The sequence below is a fragment of the Streptomyces brasiliensis genome, assembly GCF_014647875.1.
Taxonomy (GTDB): domain Bacteria; phylum Actinomycetota; class Actinomycetes; order Streptomycetales; family Streptomycetaceae; genus Streptomyces; species Streptomyces brasiliensis.
Genome location: NZ_BMQA01000001.1, coordinates 526428 through 544781, shown reverse-complemented (window position 1 = coordinate 544781; position 18354 = coordinate 526428). Strand labels below are relative to the sequence as shown.

17 protein-coding genes are annotated in these 18354 nt (G+C 70.8%); 8 read left to right on the top strand and 9 right to left on the bottom strand.

Features of this window, described 5'->3' with window-relative positions:
• Nucleotides 1–8: 8 nt before the first annotated feature.
• The 6 genes from IEZ19_RS02530 to rhaI all read right to left on the bottom strand — a co-directional run bounded on the left by IEZ19_RS02530 (nt 9) and on the right by rhaI (nt 7773).
• Nucleotides 9–677, bottom strand: a complete 669-nt coding sequence (locus IEZ19_RS02530; protein ID WP_189309279.1) for a LutC/YkgG family protein — start codon at nt 675–677, stop codon at nt 9–11.
• On the bottom strand, nt 674–2152 hold the full coding sequence (locus IEZ19_RS02525) for a LutB/LldF family L-lactate oxidation iron-sulfur protein (RefSeq protein WP_189309278.1): 1479 nt from the start codon (nt 2150–2152) through the stop codon (nt 674–676). Before IEZ19_RS02525 ends, IEZ19_RS02530 begins: the two co-directional genes overlap by 4 nt.
• Nucleotides 2149–2904 carry a (Fe-S)-binding protein gene (locus IEZ19_RS02520; RefSeq protein ID WP_189309277.1) on the bottom strand — a complete coding sequence of 252 codons (756 nt, stop codon included), beginning with the start codon at nt 2902–2904 and terminating at the stop codon, nt 2149–2151. The genes IEZ19_RS02525 and IEZ19_RS02520 overlap by 4 nt, the downstream gene beginning before the upstream one ends.
• 72 nt (nt 2905–2976) lie before the next feature.
• Complete coding sequence (locus IEZ19_RS02515; RefSeq protein ID WP_189309276.1) at nt 2977–4425, bottom strand: rhamnulokinase; 1449 nt, start codon at nt 4423–4425, stop codon at nt 2977–2979.
• Nucleotides 4422–6461, bottom strand: a complete 2040-nt coding sequence (locus tag IEZ19_RS02510; protein WP_189309275.1) for a bifunctional aldolase/short-chain dehydrogenase — start codon at nt 6459–6461, stop codon at nt 4422–4424. The genes IEZ19_RS02515 and IEZ19_RS02510 overlap by 4 nt, the downstream gene beginning before the upstream one ends.
• Before the next feature lie 151 nt (nt 6462–6612).
• Nucleotides 6613–7773, bottom strand: coding sequence for an L-rhamnose isomerase (gene rhaI, locus IEZ19_RS02505; RefSeq protein ID WP_189309274.1), 1161 nt, complete (start codon nt 7771–7773; stop codon nt 6613–6615).
• 262 nt (nt 7774–8035) lie between these two features.
• Between rhaI and IEZ19_RS02500 the strand changes: the two genes are divergently transcribed.
• The 8 genes from IEZ19_RS02500 to sigJ all read left to right on the top strand — a co-directional run bounded on the left by IEZ19_RS02500 (nt 8036) and on the right by sigJ (nt 16661).
• Nucleotides 8036–9553: a sugar ABC transporter ATP-binding protein gene (locus tag IEZ19_RS02500; protein WP_189309273.1), complete on the top strand. Its 1518-nt coding sequence runs from the start codon at nt 8036–8038 to the stop codon at nt 9551–9553.
• Complete coding sequence (locus IEZ19_RS02495) at nt 9550–10638, top strand: ABC transporter permease (protein WP_189309272.1); 1089 nt, start codon at nt 9550–9552, stop codon at nt 10636–10638. Before IEZ19_RS02500 ends, IEZ19_RS02495 begins: the two co-directional genes overlap by 4 nt.
• Complete coding sequence (locus IEZ19_RS02490) at nt 10631–11620, top strand: ABC transporter permease (protein WP_189309271.1); 990 nt, start codon at nt 10631–10633, stop codon at nt 11618–11620. Before IEZ19_RS02495 ends, IEZ19_RS02490 begins: the two co-directional genes overlap by 8 nt.
• A gap of 38 nt (nt 11621–11658) precedes the next feature.
• Nucleotides 11659–12741, top strand: coding sequence for a rhamnose ABC transporter substrate-binding protein (rhaS, locus tag IEZ19_RS02485; RefSeq protein WP_189309270.1), 1083 nt, complete (start codon nt 11659–11661; stop codon nt 12739–12741).
• 17 nt (nt 12742–12758) lie between these two features.
• The gene (locus IEZ19_RS02480; RefSeq protein WP_189309269.1) at nt 12759–13079 is read left to right on the top strand and encodes an L-rhamnose mutarotase; all 321 of its coding nucleotides are present in this window, start codon (nt 12759–12761) and stop codon (nt 13077–13079) included.
• A 225-nt stretch (nt 13080–13304) separates the two neighbouring features.
• Entirely contained in the window at nt 13305–14330 is a 1026-nt protein-coding gene (locus IEZ19_RS02475) for a LacI family DNA-binding transcriptional regulator (protein WP_189309268.1), read from the top strand.
• Nucleotides 14331–14427: 97 nt separating this feature from the next.
• On the top strand, nt 14428–15729 hold the full coding sequence (locus IEZ19_RS02470; protein ID WP_189309267.1) for an alpha/beta fold hydrolase: 1302 nt from the start codon (nt 14428–14430) through the stop codon (nt 15727–15729).
• Nucleotides 15730–15758: 29 nt separating this feature from the next.
• Nucleotides 15759–16661: an RNA polymerase sigma factor SigJ gene (gene sigJ, locus IEZ19_RS02465; protein ID WP_189309266.1), complete on the top strand. Its 903-nt coding sequence runs from the start codon at nt 15759–15761 to the stop codon at nt 16659–16661.
• 3 nt (nt 16662–16664) lie between these two features.
• Here the strand turns inward: sigJ and IEZ19_RS02460 are convergent, their stop codons facing one another.
• The 3 genes from IEZ19_RS02460 to IEZ19_RS02450 all read right to left on the bottom strand — a co-directional run bounded on the left by IEZ19_RS02460 (nt 16665) and on the right by IEZ19_RS02450 (nt 18335).
• Nucleotides 16665–16865: a DUF5999 family protein gene (locus tag IEZ19_RS02460; RefSeq protein ID WP_189309265.1), complete on the bottom strand. Its 201-nt coding sequence runs from the start codon at nt 16863–16865 to the stop codon at nt 16665–16667.
• Between the two features lie 140 nt (nt 16866–17005).
• Nucleotides 17006–17593, bottom strand: a complete 588-nt coding sequence (locus tag IEZ19_RS02455; protein WP_189309264.1) for a nitroreductase family protein — start codon at nt 17591–17593, stop codon at nt 17006–17008.
• Between the two features lie 64 nt (nt 17594–17657).
• Nucleotides 17658–18335: a TetR/AcrR family transcriptional regulator gene (locus tag IEZ19_RS02450; RefSeq protein ID WP_189309263.1), complete on the bottom strand. Its 678-nt coding sequence runs from the start codon at nt 18333–18335 to the stop codon at nt 17658–17660.
• Nucleotides 18336–18354: the final 19 nt, after the last annotated feature.

Sequence of the window (18354 nt, the reverse complement as noted above, 5' to 3'; positions counted from 1 at the left end):
GGACGAAGCTAACAGGGGTCGTCCGGCCCGGACCCGCTTTCCACCAGAACCACCTCAAGTGTGCGCGGGCCGTGCACCCCTTCCACCCGGTCGAGCTCGATGTCGCTGGTCGCCGACGGGCCGGAGATCCAGGTCAGCGCGCGGGTCGGGTCGAGGCGTTCGAGGGCCTGGGGGACGGAGGAGACGACCTGGTCGGGGACGCGGACCACGCAGATGTGGTGGTCCGGGACCAGGGTGACACGGCGGCGGCCCTGGTCCGGGCCGCCGTCCAGGACGATGGTGCCGGTCTCCGCGACGGCGACCGCGCAGGCCGTGACCACACTGTCGACCCGGTCGAGTTCCTGCGGGGTGCTCTCGGGCCGGTCGGCGACCCGCGTCACCTCCGTCGCGGCCAGCCAGTCCTCGTCCAGACCCGGCGGCACCAGCACCGACGTCGCCTTCCGGTCGGCCAGCAACCCGGCGATCACTGTGGGCAGTTCACCGGCCGCGCAGCGGTGCACGAGCGCCCGGTAGTCCGCGAGGTTCTCGGCCAGCAGATCCACCGTCTCCGCGACACGCCGGGCACCGTGCTCGCGTAGATAGTCGCGCGGAATCGCCTGCTCGTACGGCGTGTCGTCCTGTGGTACGTCCGCGAGCGCGCGCTGCACCCGGCCCAGGATCCGGTCCCTGCTGCTCACTTGGCGGCCCCCTTCGATCCATGTGTGCGCTGCCACCAGTCGCGGAACGGCTCCGCCGGCAAGGCGGGCAGATCGCGCGTCCCGCTCCACGCCCTGCCGGGACCCGGCAGCGAGCGCGGATGCAGCCGGCGGGTACGTGAGGCGAGCCGCTGCCCGCCGCGGAGGGCACCCGGGTGTGTGAACGCCCAGCGCGCCGCGCGCATGGCCGCCCGCTCGGCGGCGTGTCCCTTCGCGGGCTGCAGGACGACCTTGTTGCCCTCCCGGACGACCTCGCCGCCCTCCGCGACCCGTTCCCTGAGGTGCACCAGCACCTCGGGGATGTCGATGGCGACCGGGCACACCTCGTAGCAGGCCCCGCAGAGCGAGGAGGCGTACGGCAGCGAGGCGTCGATCGCGCTCTGCGTGCCCCGGAGCTGAGGGCTGAGGATGGCTCCGATGGGGCCCGGATAGACCGAGCCGTAGGCGTGGCCGCCCGCCCGCTCGTACACCGGGCAGACGTTCAGGCATGCCGAGCAGCGGATACAGCGGAGCGCCTGCCGGCCGACCTCGTCGGCGAGGGTGTCGGTGCGGCCGTTGTCCAGGAGGACCAGGTGGAAGTTCTGTGGCCCGTCGCCGTCCGTGGTGCCGGTCCACATGCTCGTGTACGGGTTCATGCGCTCGGCGGTGGAGGAGCGGGGGAGTGTCTGGAGGAACACTTCCAGGTCGCGCCAGGTGGGCACGATCTTCTCGATACCGACGACCGAGATCAGCGTCTCGGGGAGGGTCAGGCACATCCGCCCGTTGCCCTCCGACTCGACGACGACGAGCGTGCCGGTCTCGGCGACCATGAAGTTGGCGCCGGAGATGCCGACCTTGGCGCGCAGGAACTTCTCCCGCAGGTGCAGCCGGGCGGCCTCGGCGAGCTCGGCGGGCGTGTCGGTCAGGCCCTCGGGCGCCGGGCGGCCCCACTCGCCCATCTCGGAGCGGAAGATGTCGCGGATCTCGCCGCGGTTGCGGTGGATCGCCGGCACCAGGATGTGCGAGGGCCGGTCCTTGCCCAACTGCACGATCAGCTCGGCGAGATCGGTCTCGTAGGCGTGGATCCCCTCCGCCTCCAGCGCCTCGTTGAGCCCGATCTCCTGCGTGGCCATCGACTTGACCTTCACGACCTCCGACTCGCCGGTCTCCTTGACCAGGTCGGCGACGATCCGGTTGGCCTCGTCGGCGTCGGCCGCCCAGTGGACGGTGCCGCCCGCGGCCGTGACCGACGCCTCCAACTGCTCCAGATACCGGTCGAGATGACGCAGTGTGTGGTCCTTGATCCGCTTGCCGGCCTCCCGCAGCTCCGCCCAGTCGGAGACCTCGGCGACGGCCTTCGCGCGCTTGGCGCGAATGGTGTGCGTGGCGTGGCGCAGATTGCCGCGCAGCGTCTCGTTCGCGACCGCCTCGTGCGCCGCCACGGGAAACGCCGGCATCCCCAGATACGTCCCGCTCATACGGCCGTCTCCTCCTCCGTGCTCGCCAGGATCTCGGCGATGTGCACCGGCCGCATCCCGGTCCGCAGCCGGGCCATCGTCCCGCCGATGTGCATCAGACAGGAGTTGTCGGCCGCGCACAGCACCTCCGCGCCCGTCGACTCGGCATTGCGCACCTTGTCCGCGCCCATCGCCGCCGAGACGTCGGAGTTCTTCACCGCGAACGTCCCGCCGAACCCGCAGCACTCCTCGGCACCCGGCAGCTCGACCAGTTCGAGTCCCTTCACCGCCCGCAGCAGCCGGGAGGGACGGTCGCCGAGGCCCAGGCTGCGCAGCCCGTGGCAGGTCGGGTGGTAGGTCACCTTGTGCGGGTAGTACGCCCCGACGTCCGTCACCCCCAGCACGTCCACCAGGAACTCCGTGAGTTCGTACGTCTTCGGCACCACCGGCGCCAGCGTTGCCGCGAGGGTGTCCCCGCGCCCCTCGGCCCGGGCTCGATCGCCCATCCGCGGATACAGCTCCCGCACCATCGCCCCGCACGAGCCGGACGGCGTCACGATCGCCTCGTACTCCCCGAAGACATCGGAGAAATGCCGGGCCAGCGGCTCCGCCTCATGCCGGTATCCGGTGTTGTAGTGCGCCTGTCCGCAGCACGTCTGGGCCATCGGGAAGTCGACCTCGACGCCCAGTCTGGTCAGCAGTTTCACCACGGCTCGGCCGGTGTCCGGATAGAGCGTGTCGTTGACGCAGGTCAGGAACAGGGCGACACGCATCGCGGCTCCTTGTCGTCGATCATCGGATGAGTGCAGGGTACTGGGGTGCAATCCCGTGGGGGAGCCCCCGGCTCACCGCTCGGCGAGCCGTGCCTGGGCCGTCCGCCAGGGCGCGGTGGTGCCGCGCGGTTCGTACCGCGTGAGCGGCTGGGTACGGGCCAGCAGGCCCCGCAGATCGGCGCGGTCGCCGACGAGGCCGTGGGCGCGGGCCTGGATCAGCACGTTTCCGAGTGCCGCCGCCTCCGTAGGCCCCGCCACCACCGGCAGGCCGCAGGCATCCGCGGTGAGCTGGCACAGCAGCGCGTTGCGGGTGCCGCCGCCGACCACGTGCACCACGTCGACGGGGTGATCCGCAAGATGCTGCGCGTCCTCGACCGCGCGGCGGTGGGCGAGGGCGAGGGAGTCGAGGATGCAGCGCGTGGTCTCGGCGGGGGAGGCGGGCACCGGCTGCCCGGACGCCCGGCAGGCCTCGGCGATCCGCTCCGGCATCCGGCCCGGCGCCAGGAACGCCGCGTCCCCCGCGTCCACGACCGACCGCAGCGCCGGTACCTCGGCCGCGTCCCGCAGCAGCCCGCCCAGGTCGGGCTCGCCCCAGGCCCGCAGGCACTCCTGGAGCAGCCACAGCCCCATGATGTTGCGCAGGTACCGGACCGTGCCGTCGATGCCCAGCTCGTTGGTGAAGTTGGCCGCCCGGCTCTCCTCCGTCAGCACGGGCGCGTCCAGTTCCAGGCCTGCCAGGGACCAGGTGCCGGTGCAGATGTAGGCGAACCGCTCGCCCACGGCCGGGACGGCGGCGACGGCGGAGGCGGTGTCGTGCGAGGCGACGGCGGTCACCGGCACGGGCCCGGTCAGCCCCGTCTCCTCCAGCACCTCCGGCCGCAGCACGCCCGCCGGGTCCCCCGGTTGCCGCAGCGGCGCGAACAGGCTCAGGTCGATGCCCAGCCGGGCCGCGACGTCGTACGACCAGTCACGCGTCCGGGGATCGACGAGCTGGGTGGTGGAGGCGTTGGTGAGTTCGGTGCCCGGCTCGCCCGTGAGCCAGTGCGTCAGCAGATCGGGGATGAGCAAGAGGCGCTCGGCCTGGGCGAGTTGACGGGTCAACCGGGCGGCCGTGAGCTGATACAGGGTGTTGAAGGGCGCGTACTGCAGTCCGGTCGCCGCGTACAGCTCCGCCGCCGGCACACTCGCCCACACCTTCTCCGCGACGCCCTCCGTGCGGGCGTCGCGATAGTGCACCGGATTGCCGAGCAGGGCGCCGTCCGCGTCCAGCAGCCCGTAGTCCACCGCCCAGCTGTCGATGCCGACGGAGTCGACCTTCCCGGCGGCCCGCAACCCCTCCAGAACGCCCGCGTACAGCGCCAGGATGTCCCAGCGCAGCCCCTCCGGGACCCGCACGGGCCGATTGGGAAAGCGGTGTGCCTCGCTCAGCTCCAGCGAGTCGGGCCCGACGCGGCCGACCATGACACGCCCGCTGGAGGCGCCCAGGTCGACCGCGGCGTACGACTTGATCTCGGCGCTCATCGCAGGAACGCGGCCGCCACACCCGCGTCGACGGGGATGTGCAGTCCCGTGGTGTGCGTGAGGTCCCCGCCGGTGAGCGCGAACACCGCGTTCGCGACGTGCTCCGGCAGCACCTCCCGCTTCAGGATGGTCCGCTGCGCGTAGAACTCGCCCAGCTTCTCCTCCTCGATGCCGTAGGTGGCCGCGCGCTGGGCACCCCAGCCGCCGGCGAAGATCCCGGACCCGCGCACCACGCCGTCCGGGTTGATGCCGTTGACCCGGATGCCGTGCTCGCCCAACTCGGCTGCCAAGAGCCGCACTTGATGAGCCTGGTCGGCCTTGGTCGCGGAGTAGGCGATGTTGTTGGGTCCGGCGAACACGGCGTTCTTCGACGCGATGTAGACGATGTCCCCGCCGATCCCCTGGTCGGTCATCACCCGGGCCGCCTCCCGCGAGACGAGGAAGGAGCCGCGGGCCATGATGTCGTGCTGGAGGTCCCAGTCCTTCGCCGTCGTCTCCAGCAGGGGCTTGGAGATGGAGATCCCCGCGTTGTTGACGACGAGGTCGATCCCGCCGAACGCGAGCACGGCGGCCTTGAACGCGGCGGCGATCTGCTCCTCGTCGGTCACGTCCACGGTGACGGCGACGGCCTTGTCCGGCCCGCCCAGTTCCTCCGCCACAGCCTGGGCGTTGTCGGTGTCGAGGTCGGCGACGACGACGCACGCGCCCTCGGCCACCAGCCGGTGGGCGATCGCCTTCCCGATCCCGCTGCCCGCGCCGGTCACCAGCGCCACCCGGGTCGCCAGCGCCTTCGGCTCGGGCATCCGCTGGAGCTTGGCCTCCTCGAGGGCCCAGTACTCGATACGGAACTTCTCCGACTCCTCGATCGGCGCGTAGGTCGACACGGCCTCCGCGCCCCGCATCACGTTGATGGCGTTGACGTAGAACTCGCCGGCCACCCGAGCGGTCTGCTTGTCCTTGCCGAAGGAGAACATGCCGACACCGGGCACGAGCACGATCGCCGGGTCGGCGCCGCGCATCGCGGGGGAGTCGGGCAGGGCGTGCCGCCGGTAGTAGGCGGCGTACTCCTCCCGGTAGGCGGAGTGCAGTTCCTTCAGCCGGGCGATCGCCTCGTCGAGCGGGGCGGTGGGCGGCAGGTCCAGGACGAGCGGCCGTACCTTGGTCCGCAGGAAGTGGTCGGGGCACGAGGTGCCGAGCGCGGCGAGCCGCGGATGTCCGGCCCGCGCCAGGAAGTCCAGGACGACGTCGGAGTCGTCGAAGTGCCCGACCTGGGCGCGGTCCTGGGAGGCGACGGCGCGGACGTACGGTGCGAGGGCGGCCGCCCGCTCCCGCCGCTCGCCCTCGGGCAGTGCCTCGTACCCCTCGATCACGGAGCCGAAGGGCTCGGCCTTCCCCCGCTCGGCGAGGAAGGCCTCGGCGGTACGGATGATGTGCAGCGAGTTGCGCTCGCACTCCTCGGAGCTGTCACCCCAGGCCGTGATCCCGTGCCCGCCGAGGACGCACCCGATGGCCTGCGGGTTGGCCTCCTTGACGGCGGCGATGTCCAGCCCGAGCTGGAACCCGGGCCGCCGCCACGGCACCCACACCACGGTGTCGCCGAAGCACTCGGCGGTCAGCTTCTCCCCGTCGGCCGCACAGGCCAGCGCGATACCGGAGTCGGGGTGCAGATGATCGACGTGCGGGGCGTCGACCAGCCCGTGCATGGCGGTGTCGATCGAGGGCGCGGCCCCGCCCTTGCCGTGCAGGCAGTAGTCGAACGCGGCGACCATCTCGTCCTCGCGCTCCACACCCGGGTACACGCCGGTCAGCGCACGCAACCGGTCGAGCCGCAACACGGCGAGCCCCGTCTCGGTGAGCGTCCCGAGGTCGCCCCCGGACCCCTTGACCCACATCAACTCGACGTCACCACCGGTGACGGGATCGATGTCGGTGCCTTTCGCGGAGGCGTTCCCGCCGGCGTAGTTGGTGTTACGGGGATCAGCACCGAGCCGATGCGACCGGGCGAGGAGGGCGTCGGCTTCGGGGTGAAGTGCCATGAAGATTCGGTCCTTACTGAAAAGAGGGAAGTGGTAGCGCCCCGAAGGGGCGCGGGGCCGTATCGATGTGCGGCTCCGCCGCGTGGGCGTGACAAGTCACGTACGACCCGCAGTCCGCAATCGGCATGACCCGGCAGACGGGATCCGAAACTCAGGCCCCCCAACCCGCCTGCTGTCCACCGACCCGCTCAGCCACGATCTTCTCGGCCCACCCGGACCGGGCATACGCCGCCGGCGGATCGGCGTCCAGCCCCATCTCCTCCCGCACCTCACGAAGCAACGGCCGCACATCGGTGTTGTACGCGTCCATCAGCACCGCGTTCGCACCCAGCACGTCACCCGAGGCCTGCGCCCCGGCCAGCGCAGCCCGGTCCACGAGCAGAGCCTTGGCGGTCGCCTCCTGCACGTTCATCACGGACCGGATGATCGCGGGTATCTTCGCCTCGATGTTGTGGCACTGGTCGAGCATGAACGCGACGTCGGCGGTGAACCCGCCCCCACGCACGACCTCGTACATGATCCGGAACAGCTGGAAGGGATCCGCCGCGCCCACCATCAGGTCGTCGTCCGCGTAGAACCGCGAGTTGAAGTCGAACGCGCCGAGCTTCCCCTCCCGCAGCAGCGTCGCCACGATGAACTCGATGTTGGTGCCGGGCGCGTGGTGCCCCGTGTCGACCACGACCTGTGCCTTCGGCCCCAGCTTCAGACAGTGCGCGTACGCCGTGCCCCAGTCCGGGACGTCGGTCGTGTAGAACGCCGGCTCGAAGAGCTTGTACTCCAGCAGCATCCGCTGCCCGTCCCCGAGCCGCTCGTACACCTCGGCCAGCCCCTCGGCCAGCCGGTCCTGCCGCGCCCGGATGTCGTCCTGACCGGGATAGTTCGTCCCGTCGGCGAACCACAGCTTCAGATCGGCGGAGCCCGTCGCGTCCATGATGTCGACGCACTCCAGCAGATGATCGACGGCCTTGCGCCGCACCGCCGCGTCGGGATGGCAGATGCTGCCCAGCCGGTAGTCGTCGTCCTGGAAGGTGTTGGAGTTGATCGCGCCCAGCTTCACGCCCCGTTCCTCGGCGTACTTGGCCAGCGCGGCGTAGTCGTCGACCTTGTCCCAGGGGATGTGCAGCGCGACGGTCGGCGCGACCCCGGTGAACGCGTGCACCTGCGCCGCGTCCTGAAGCTTCTCCCGCGGAGTGCGTGGCACGCCCTGCTGGGCGAACACCTTGAAACGGGTGCCCGAGTTCCCGTACGCCCACGACGGCGTCTCGACGGCCTGGGTCTTCAGCGCGGCTTTCACCGCGGCAAGGTCGGTCACTTCAGGGCTCCTGTGGTGTCGGGTCGAACGACCGAATCCGTGAAACGATTCAGAACGGCAAGCTATGAGCCCTCCGAAGGGGTGTCAAGGCCTCCGGGCAAGCCTGTTTCTCGTGACTTCGCCGTGACCTTCGGAGATTGAAACTTTTTCGACACGAACCCATTGACGCGACATGCTCGCCATGTCTAACGTCCCGGCAATCCAGTTGAAACCTTTCACGACGCCGTGAGGGCCGTCCCGCCGGCGTCGTCGAGGAGCCTCCATGACCCACCCGTCCGACACGGGACCGGCCCCGGTGCTGGCGCTGAAGGACGTCTCCAAGTCCTTCGGCGCCGTCCGCGCGCTGCGGGACGTCTCCCTGGAGCTGTTCCCCGGCGAGGTGCACGCGCTCGCCGGAGAGAACGGCGCGGGCAAGTCGACGCTGATCAAGACCCTCGCCGGCGTGCACCGACCGGACGCCGGTCAGGTGCTGCTCGACGGCGAGCCCGTCGTCTTCCACGGCCCCGGCGACGCCCGCGACGCCGGGATCGCCGTGATCTACCAGGAGCCCACGCTCTTCCCCGACCTGTCGATCGCCGAGAACATCTTCATGGGCCGCCAGCCCCGGCGTGCCCTCGGCAGGATCGACCACAAGGCCACCCACGCGGCCACGGCCGCCCTGATGAAGCGGCTCGGCGTCGCCCTCGACCCCGACCGTCCCGCGCGCGGCCTGTCCATCGCCGACCAGCAGATCGTCGAGATCGCCAAGGCGCTGTCCTTCGACGCCCGCGTCCTGATCATGGACGAGCCGACGGCGGCCCTGACCGGCAGCGAGGTGGCCCGCCTCTTCGGTGTGGTCCGCACCCTGCGCGACCAGGGCGCCGCCGTGCTGTTCATCTCGCACCGCCTCGAGGAGATCTTCCAGATCTGCCGGCGGGTGACCACTCTGCGGGACGGCGCCTGGATCGCCAGCGAGCCCCTGGACGGCATGACCGAGGACGACCTGGTGCGCCGTATGGTCGGCCGCGACCTCGACGAGCTGTACCCCAAGCAGGACGTCCGCCCTGGCGAAGTGGCGCTGAGCGTACGGCGGTTGACCCGCGAGGGCGTCTTCACCGACGTCTCCTTCGAAGTGCGGCACGGCGAGATCGTCGGCCTCGCCGGACTCGTCGGCGCCGGCCGCACCGAAGTCGCCCGGTCCGTGTTCGGCATCGACCGCTGGGACGCAGGGGAGGTCGAGGTCGAGGGCCGCAAGCTGACCAACGGCGCGCCCTCCACCGCGATGGCCGCGGGCCTGGCGCTCGTGCCCGAGGACCGGCGGGCCCAAGGCCTGGTGATGGACATGTCCATCGAGCGCAACATCGGTCTGACCGGGCTGCGTACGACCGTGAAGGCGGGGCTGGTCGACCGGGGCGCCGAGCGCAGCCGCTCCCTCGACTGGGCGGTGAAGCTCCAGGTGAAGTACGCCCGGATCGCGGACGCCGTCTCCACGCTGTCCGGCGGCAACCAGCAGAAGGTCGTCCTCGCCAAGTGGCTGGCCACCGGCCCGAAGGTACTGATCGTCGACGAGCCGACCCGCGGTATCGACGTCGGCACGAAGGCCGAGGTGCACCGGCTGCTCAGCGAGCTGGCCGCCGACGGCGTCGCCGTCCTGATGATCTCCTCCGACCTGCCCGAGATCCTCGGCATGGCCGACCGCGTGCTGGTGATGCACGAGGGCCGGATCACCGCCGAGATCCCACGCTCCGACGCCACCGAGGAAACCGTGATGGCCGCAGCCACCGGGAGGGCCGTCGCATGACGGTGACCACCCCCACCGAGACCCCCGTGGCCGACGTGCCGAAGTCCAGCGGCACCCGGCTCGTCGACCGTGTCTTCAAGATGCGCGAACTCGCCATCCTGATCGTCTTCCTGGTGATGATCGCCGTCACCCAGGCGGGCAACAGCGAGTTCCTGTCCGAACAGGGCATCAAGGACCTGCTGCTGAACGCGACCATCCTGGTGCTGGTCGCCACCGGCCAGTCCCTGGTCGTGATCACCCGCAACGTCGACCTGTCGGTCGGCTCGACGCTCGGCATCAGTGCCTTCGCCGCCGGCACCTATCTGCACGGCGGCGGCAACGCGGTCGTCGCGATCGTCCTCGCGGTCCTGCTCGGCATCGGCTTCGGGCTGCTCAACGGGCTGCTGGTCAGCCTCGGTCAGGTGCCCGCCCTCGTCGTCACCCTCGGCACGCTTTACATCATCCGCGGCATCGACTCCATCTGGGTCGGCTCCCGGCAGATCACCGCGGCCGACCTCCCGGGCGGATTCGTGGACTTCGGCTCCGGCGGCCTGTCCGCTGTCCCGTGGCTCGCCCTCATCGCGGTCGCCGTCCTCATCGCCACTGCCTACTACCTCAAGCACTTCGGCAGCGGACGCGAGCTGTACGCCCTCGGCTCCAACCCGGAGGCCGCCCGGCTCGCCGGCATCCCCGTCCGCAAGCGGATCCTGCTCGCGTACACCTTCTGCGGCGCCCTGGCCGGGCTGGCCGGTGCGATGTACCTCGCCCGCTTCGGCAACGTCGACTCCGGCACCGGCAACGGCTATGAACTCACCGTCGTCAGCGCGGTCGTGGTCGGCGGCATCGCCTTCACCGGCGGCTCCGGCAGCGTGTACGGCGCAGCGCTCGGCGCCCTCCTGCTCACCTCCATCAACAGTGTGCTGCCCGCCCTCGGCGTCAGCTCGGTGTGGGTGCTCGCCATCAACGGCGTCCTGCTCCTCCTCGCCATCGCGGTCGACCGGATCGTCGCCCTGCGCGTGGCCTCAGCACTCAAGAAGAAGTCGGCGGCTCACCGGTCGGCGCCCGCCGGCACCGCCGCCACGAAGGGAGACGCTCCCGATGCCTGAATCGCTCACCCGGGCCGTCCGCTGGGACACGGTCGTCGGCGTCCTCCTGATCGTCCTGCTGCTCCTGTCGTTCGGCTTCGTGGACGGCTTCGGCAATGCGCTCAACCTGTCCTTCCTGATCGGCAACACCCTTCCGATCGCCCTCATCGCCCTGCCGATGACTCTTCTCGTCGTCTCGGGCGAGATCGATCTCTCGGTCGCCTCCACGGCCGGTCTGTCCGGTGCAGTGATGGGCAAACTGTGGAACGAGGGCATGACGATCGAGACGATCATCCCGATCTGCCTGCTCCTCGGCGTGGTGTGCGGGCTGGTCAACGGGCTCCTGGTCACCCGCCTCGGGCTGCCCTCCCTCGCCGTCACCATCGGCACCCTCGCCGCCTACCGGGGCATCGCACAGATCGTGCTCGGCTCCGACGCGGTGACCGACTTCCCGTCCCAGTACCTGGACTTCGCGGCCGGACGCCTCGGGAACACCTTCCTCCCGCAGGCCTTCCTGCCCTTCCTCGCCCTCCTGGCCATCGCCGTCGTCGTCCTGCACGCCACCCCGTTCGGCCGCTCGCTCTTCGCGGTCGGCGCCAGCGAGGAGGCCGCCCGGTTCGCCGGCATCCGCGTCAAGCGGGCCAAGCTGCTCCTGTTCACCGCGACCGGGTTCATGGCCTCCCTCACCGGGATCTTCTGGGCCCTGCACTACGCCAGCGCCCGCTACGACAACGCCACCGGCCTCGAGCTCTCCGTCGTCGCCGCCGTGCTGCTCGGCGGCATCGACTTCGACGGCGGCAAGGGCACGCTCGGCGGCGCCGTCGCCGGGGTGTTCCTGCTCGGCGCGCTGCAGAACGTGATGAGCCTGCTGAACGTCTCCGCGCAGTCGCAGATCGTCGTCACCGGCGTCCTGCTCGTCGTCTCCGTGCTCGGCCCCAGGGTCGCGCGCCAGATCTCGGTGGCACGGGCGGGCCGCAGAGCCGCCGCCGCACCGACCTCCTAACACCGCTCACCCTCTTACCGAACCCCAAAGGACCTTCCATGTCGAAGTCGTCGATCCGCCGTACCTGTGCGGCCCTCGCCGCCGCCACCTCCCTCGCCCTCGCCGTGACCGCCTGCGGCGGCACCACCAAGAACGACGTCAAGAGCGAGGACAAGGGCTCGGCCGCCTCCGCCGGCAAGGCGGACCCGAACGCCGCCCTCAAGAAGGGGCTGACCGTCGGCTTCCTGCCCAAGCAGGTCAACAACCCGTACTTCACCACCTCCGACAAGGGCGGCGAGAAGGCGCTGACCGAACTGGGCGAGAAGTACAAGGAGGTCGGTCCCTCCAGCGCCACCGACACCGCCGGGCAGGTGAGTTACGTCAACACGCTCACCCAGCAGCAGGTGAACGCGATGGCCGTGTCCGCGCAGGACCCCGGCGCTCTGTGCACCGCGCTGAAGCAGGCCATGAGCAACGGGATCAAGGTCGTCACCTACGACTCCGACACCAACCCGGACTGCCGCAACGCCTTCGTCTCCCAGGCCAGCGCCGAGGACCTGGGCCGGACCGAGGTGCAGCTGCTCGCCGAACAGATCGGCTACAAGGGCGAGATCGCGATCCTGTCCGCCGCGCAGACCGCGACGAACCAGAACACCTGGATCGGCTTCATGAAGGACGAGCTGAAGGACCCCAAGTACAAGGACGTCAAGCTCGTCAAGATCGCGTACGGCAACGACGACGCCCAGCAGTCCTTCCAGCAGACCCAGGGCCTCCTCCAGGAGCACCCGAACCTGAAGGGGATCATCTCCCCGACCACCGTCGGCATCAAGGCAGCCGCCCAGTACCTGTCCGGCTCCAAGTACAAGGGCAAGGTCAAGCTGACCGGCCTCGGCACGCCCAACGACATGCGCAAGTACGTCAAGAACGGCACCGTCGACGGCTTCGAGCTGTGGGACCCGGCCCAGCTCGGCGACCTCGCCGCCCGTACCGCCGTCGCGCTGGCCTCCGGGCAGATCACCGGCAAGGAGGGCGAGACCTTCAAGGCCGGCGAGACGTCGTACACGATCGGCAAGGACGGCGTGATCAACCTGGGCAAGCCGACCGTGTTCGACGCGAAGAACATCGACCAGTTCAACTTCTAGTCCACGGAGGGTTGTTGATGCAGCGCGTGTGCTTCCTGCTGAAGGTCAGGGCGGACCGCCTCGACGAGTACCGCGAGCGGCACGCCGCCGTGTGGCCGCAGATGCTCGAGGCGCTCTCGGCCACCGGCTGGCACAACTACTCGCTCTTCCTGCGCGAGGACGGCCTGCTCGTCGGTTACCTGGAGACCGAGGACTTCGCGGCCGCGCAGGCCGGCATGGAAGCCACCGATGTCAACGCCCGTTGGCAGGCGGAGATGGCGCCGTTCTTCGAGTCGCTGGACGGCGCCCGGCCCGACGAGGCCATGAAACCGCTCACCGAAGTGTTCCATCTCGCCTGATCCGGAGGTCCCGCTCGTGAGCAGGCACACGGTTCCGGTGACGGCCTCGCTTGCCGCCGCCCTCCCGGGCACGGCACGGCGGCCGTCCCCGGCCGAGCGGTGGTCCCGCTCGGCACTCCATGTGGTGGACTTCGCACTGCCTGCGTGACCGGTCCGTTGTGGGGCGCGGTGACGGTAACGTGAAGCCTTCCCGCCGCCCCCCGTCTTTCTGGAGGTCCCCGCCCGATGGCCCAGTCGGTGGGTATCAAGGACGTCGCCCGCGCCGCCGGAGTCTCGGTGGGCACGGTCTCGAACGTCATCAACCGCCCGGACACCGTCGCCAGCGACACCCGGGCGCGTGTCCTGTCGGCCATCGACCGGCTCGGCTACGTCCGCAGCGAGTCCGCGCGGCAACTGCGCGCCGGCCGCAGCCGGATCATGGGCCTGCTCGTCCTCGACATGGGCAACCCGTTCTTCGTCGACGTCGCCCGCGGCGCCGAGCGGGCGGCGCGCGAGGCGGGGCTCGGCGTGATGGTCTGCAACAGTGCGCAGAACGCCGCGGAGGAGGCCGACTACCTGGCGCTCTTCGCCGAGCAGCGGGTGCGCGGCGTCCTGCTCACCCCGGCCGACGCCACCGGCCGGAACATCGACGCGCTCCGTCGGCACGGCATCCCCTTCGTGCTCGTCGACCGGGTCGCCGAGGGCACCACCGAGTGCTCGGTCTCCGTCGACGACGTGGCGGGCGGCGCGCTGGCCGTACGGCATCTGGTGGACGCCGGGCACCGGTCGATCGCGTACGTCAGCGGGCCGCCCGGACTCAACCAGGTGCGCGACCGTCGCACCGGCGCCCTGAACGCGCTGGCCGAGGCGGGGCTCGGCCCCGAGGCGCTGCGTGAGCTGCCCACCGAGCGGCTCGACGTCGCCGCGGGCCGGGACGCGGGCGCCCGCCTGCTCGGCCTCGCCGACCGTCCGACCGCCGTGTTCTGCGCCAACGACCTGCTCGCCCTCGGCGTACTGCAGGCCGTGTACGCGGCCGGCGTCGTCGTCCCCGACGACCTCGCCATCGTGGGCTACGACGACATCGAGTTCGCGGCGGCCGCCGCCGTCCCGCTCACCTCCGTGCGCCAGCCCGCCGTCACCATGGGCGCCCTCGCCGCGGAGCTGCTCCTGGAGGAGACCGAGGCGCAGAACGCGCCCGGGACGCACGAGCACCGGCGGGTGGTCCTCCAGCCGGAACTGGTCGTGCGCCGCTCGAGTCTTGCTTCCCGCTGATCCAGGATTCAGTACGGATTCATGATCCCGGGTCTTAGGCCGTACCGGGCCATGTGCTGAACTGGGACGCGACCATCCGTCCGTCCCGGGAGACCTGTTGAGCCACAGTTACCGCCAGCCCGGCGTCGTCCTGACCGACCGCCGCTTCACCGTGCCCCTGGACCACGCGGATCCCGAGGGCGAGACGATCGAGCTGTACGCCCGTGAGGTCGTCGCGAGCGGCAAGGCCGGCGACGACCTGCCCTGGCTGGTCTATCTGCAGGGCGGCCCCGGCTTCGGGGCGAACCGTTTCATCGGAAAGCAGGCCTGGCTCGAACGTGCCCTGAACGAGTACCGGGTCCTGCTCCTCGACCAGCGCGGCACCGGCCACTCCACGCCCGCCAACCGCCAGACGCTCCCGCTGCGGGGCACCCCGGCCGAGCAGGCCGACTACCTCACGCACTTCCGCGCCGACTCGATCGTCCGCGACTGCGAGCTGATCCGACCGCGGCTCACCGGCGGCGCCCCCTGGACCGTCCTCGGCCAGAGCTTCGGCGGCTTCTGCGCGGTGTCCTACCTCTCCCTGGCACCCGAGGGCGTCGCCGGCGCCGTGATCACCGGCGGGCTGCCCTCCCTCGACGCCCACGCCGACGACGTCTACCGGGCCGCCTACCCGCGCATCGAGCGCAAGGTCGGCGCGCACTACGCCCGCTATCCGCAGGACGTCGAGCGGGCCCGCCGTATCGCCGATCACCTGCTCACCCACGACGTGGTCCTGCCGAACGGCTACCGGTTCACCGTCGAGGCCTTCCAGTCCCTCGGCCTCATGCTCGGCATGAGCGACGGCAGCCACCGCCTCCACTACCTCCTGGAGGACGCCTTCGTCCGCACCCCGGCCGGCCCGGAGCTGTCCGACGCTTTCCAGGAGGCGGTCCAGGGCCTCCTGTCGTACGCGGACCACCCGCTGTACGCCCTCCTCCAGGAGCCGATCTACGGCCAGGACCCGCGCCCCACCGCATGGGCCGCCGAACGGGTCCGCGCCGAGTTCCCGCAGTTCGACGCGGCCAAGGCCCTCGCGGGGGACGCGCCGGTCCTGTTCACCGGCGAGACCGTCCACCCCTGGACGTTCGACACCGACCCGGCGCTGCGCCCCCTGCGCGAGGCGGCCGACCTGCTTGCCGCCCGCACCGACTGGCGGCCCCTGTACGACCCGGCGCGGCTCGCCGCCAACGAGGTGCCGGTCGCCGCGGCCGTCTACCACGACGACATGTACGTCGACGCCGCCCACTCGCTGCGCACCGCCCGCGCGATCCGCGGCCTGCGCACCTGGGTCACCGACGAGTTCGAGCACGACGGCCTGCGTACCGGGGCGCCCCGCGTCCTGGACCGGCTGCTGGCCCTGGCCCGCGACGAGGGGTGACACCGCAGACCGACCGAACGGGGGAGTACATGAACGGCACGCACGACACCGACCTGCTGGCCGAGCGCTTCGAGGAGCACCGCGGACAGCTGCGCGCGGTGGCCTACCGCATGCTCGGCTCGCTCGCCGAGGCGGAGGACGCCGTCCAGGAGACCTGGCTGAAGCTGAGCCGGACGGACGCCGCCGCCATCCAGAACCTGGGCGGCTGGCTCACCACCGTCGTCGGCCGGGTCTGCCTCGACATGCTGCGCTCGCGCACCGCGCACCGCGAGGAGCCGCTGGACGATACGTTCGTCCCGGACCCGGTGGTCCGGCCGCTGTCCGGGATCGATCCCGAGGAAGAGGTGCTGCAGGCCGACTCGGTCGGCCTCGCGCTGCTCGTGGTCCTGGAGGCGCTGGAGCCCGCCGAGCGCCTCGCGTTCGTGCTGCACGACATGTTCGCCGTGCCCTTCGACGACATCGCGCCGGTCGTGGAACGCAGTTCGGCGGCCACCCGGCAGCTCGCGAGCCGGGCCCGTCGCCGGGTCCAGGGCGCCACCCCGGCGGCCGATCCCGATCTCGGCCGGCAGCGCGAGGTCCTGGAGGCCTTCCTGGCCGCCTCGCGCGGCGGCGACTTCGAGGCGCTCGTCTCGCTGCTCCACCCGGACGTGGTGCTGCGCGCCGACTCGGGCGCGCTGGTGCGGGGCGCCGCCGTGTCCAAGCTGGTGCGCGGGGCCCGACCGGTGGCCGAACAGGCCTTCATGTTCCGGCAGTTCGCGAAGTTCTCCCGGCTCGCGCTGGTCAACGGCGCGCTGGGCGTCATCACCCTGCACGAGGGGGCGCCGCCTGCGGTCATGTCGGTCACGATCGCCGAGGGCCGGATCACCGGCATGTACATCCTGTCCGACCCCGACCGGCTCGCCCGCATCGGCCTGCCCGGCCCGGGCGAGTGACGGTCAGGCGGCCACGGTCAGCGGACCGAGGGCGCGGTGCGGTCCGACGGTCCGCCCGTCGGGCAGCACCTCGCCGGTGTCGTCGAAGACGATGGTGCCGTTGCACAGCAGGCTCCAGCCCTGTTCGGGGTGGGCCGACACGATGACGGCGGCATGGTGGTCGGGGCGGTCGGCGCTGGGGCACGGTGGCTGGTGGCTGCACATGATCCGTCTCCTGGGGTCGGCCGGCTCCTGACTTCGTCGGCTGCTGTCTCCGTGATACCCGGACTTGTTTTCCGTTGCATGAGGAGACTCCCACAACCCAGGAAACTCATCGGTGAGTTCGTGCTCGTCCGCCGAGCGGGTCAGTCCACGGCACGAGGCCACAGGGGTGCCGGCACGGTTGCGCCGATCGGGCCGTCCCACCGGTTGCGGCTGGACACTTCGTGCACGGGCCGTCGGTTCGCGGCGACACCCCAGCGGCCGAGCGGGTAGCCGAGCGCCAGCATGGCGTTCATCCGCCAGCCGTCCCCGGTCGGCACACCGAGCAGTTCGTGGACGGACTTCTCCTCGTACCGCAGCATCGTGGTGATGACACCGCCGACGCCCTCGGCCCTGGCGGCGAGCAGGATGCTCCAGATGGCCGGGTAGATGTTCGCGCCGCCGTGGTCGTCGATGGAGAAGACGAACAGGAGCAGCGGGATGTCGGTGAAGTGCTCCGTGAAGTACTGACCCGATGCCTCGACCTTGCGCAGCGTGGCCGCGTGCGCCTCGGGGTCGTGGATCGTCCTGGCGAGGGCACCCTCAGCGATCTCCGCGTACTCCCGCTGCCGGGACGTCCGGTAGAGCGCGGCGAGTCGTTCCTTGAGCGCGGGATCGTCGACCGCGAGGAAGTGCCGGCGCTGGGCGTTGCCGCCGTTCGGTGCCCTGATGGCGGCATCGATCCATTTCAATTACAGTGAGTTTGTGTAATGTAATTACATCAGGGCCGAGGGGCAAGGCCTACCCGCCCCGCCGTCAGCCCGCGGACCCGACGGCGATGGCCGGCCAGATCGTGGCGACGACCTGTTCCGCGAGACCGTCGGGGACGTCCCGGCCGGTGCGCAGGTAGTCCGCGAAGTAGCTGCCGAAACACAGCGTCACGACCATGTCGAGGTCCGCGTCCTCGCGCACCGCACCGCGTCGCTGAAGCGAGACGAGGGTCAGCAGCAACTTCTCGCAGCGCGGGCGGACACCGTGTTCCCGCAACTGCTCCAGCAGTCCGGGTACCCGTTCCACCTCGGCCATGAAATTGCCGTGCAGCGCCATGGCCCGCTCGTTGTGGTAGCGGGGGTCCAGCCGTCGTACGGCCTCGGTGAAGGCTTCGCGGGGCGCCAGGCCGTCCATGTCCAGCGGCGGATACGCCTCGCGCTGCTTGCGCAGCCCGTCCTGAAGAGCGTCGATGACGAGCTCGTACTTGTTCGCCCAGCGCCGGTACAGAGTGGGGCGGGTGACCCCGGCGTCGGCGACGATGTCGCCGATCGTCATCGACGCATATCCGTCGGTGGCCAGCCGTCGGCGCGTGGCCCGGATGATCGCCTCCTCGATCGCCGGGTCACGCGGCCGGCCGCCGGAGGCCGTCGCCGGCTGCGCGTCCGCGCCGCCCGCGTCCTTGCTCTTCCGGTCACCACGGCCGGCCGCGTTCGCCCTCGTCATTCCATGTCCTCCCCGACGT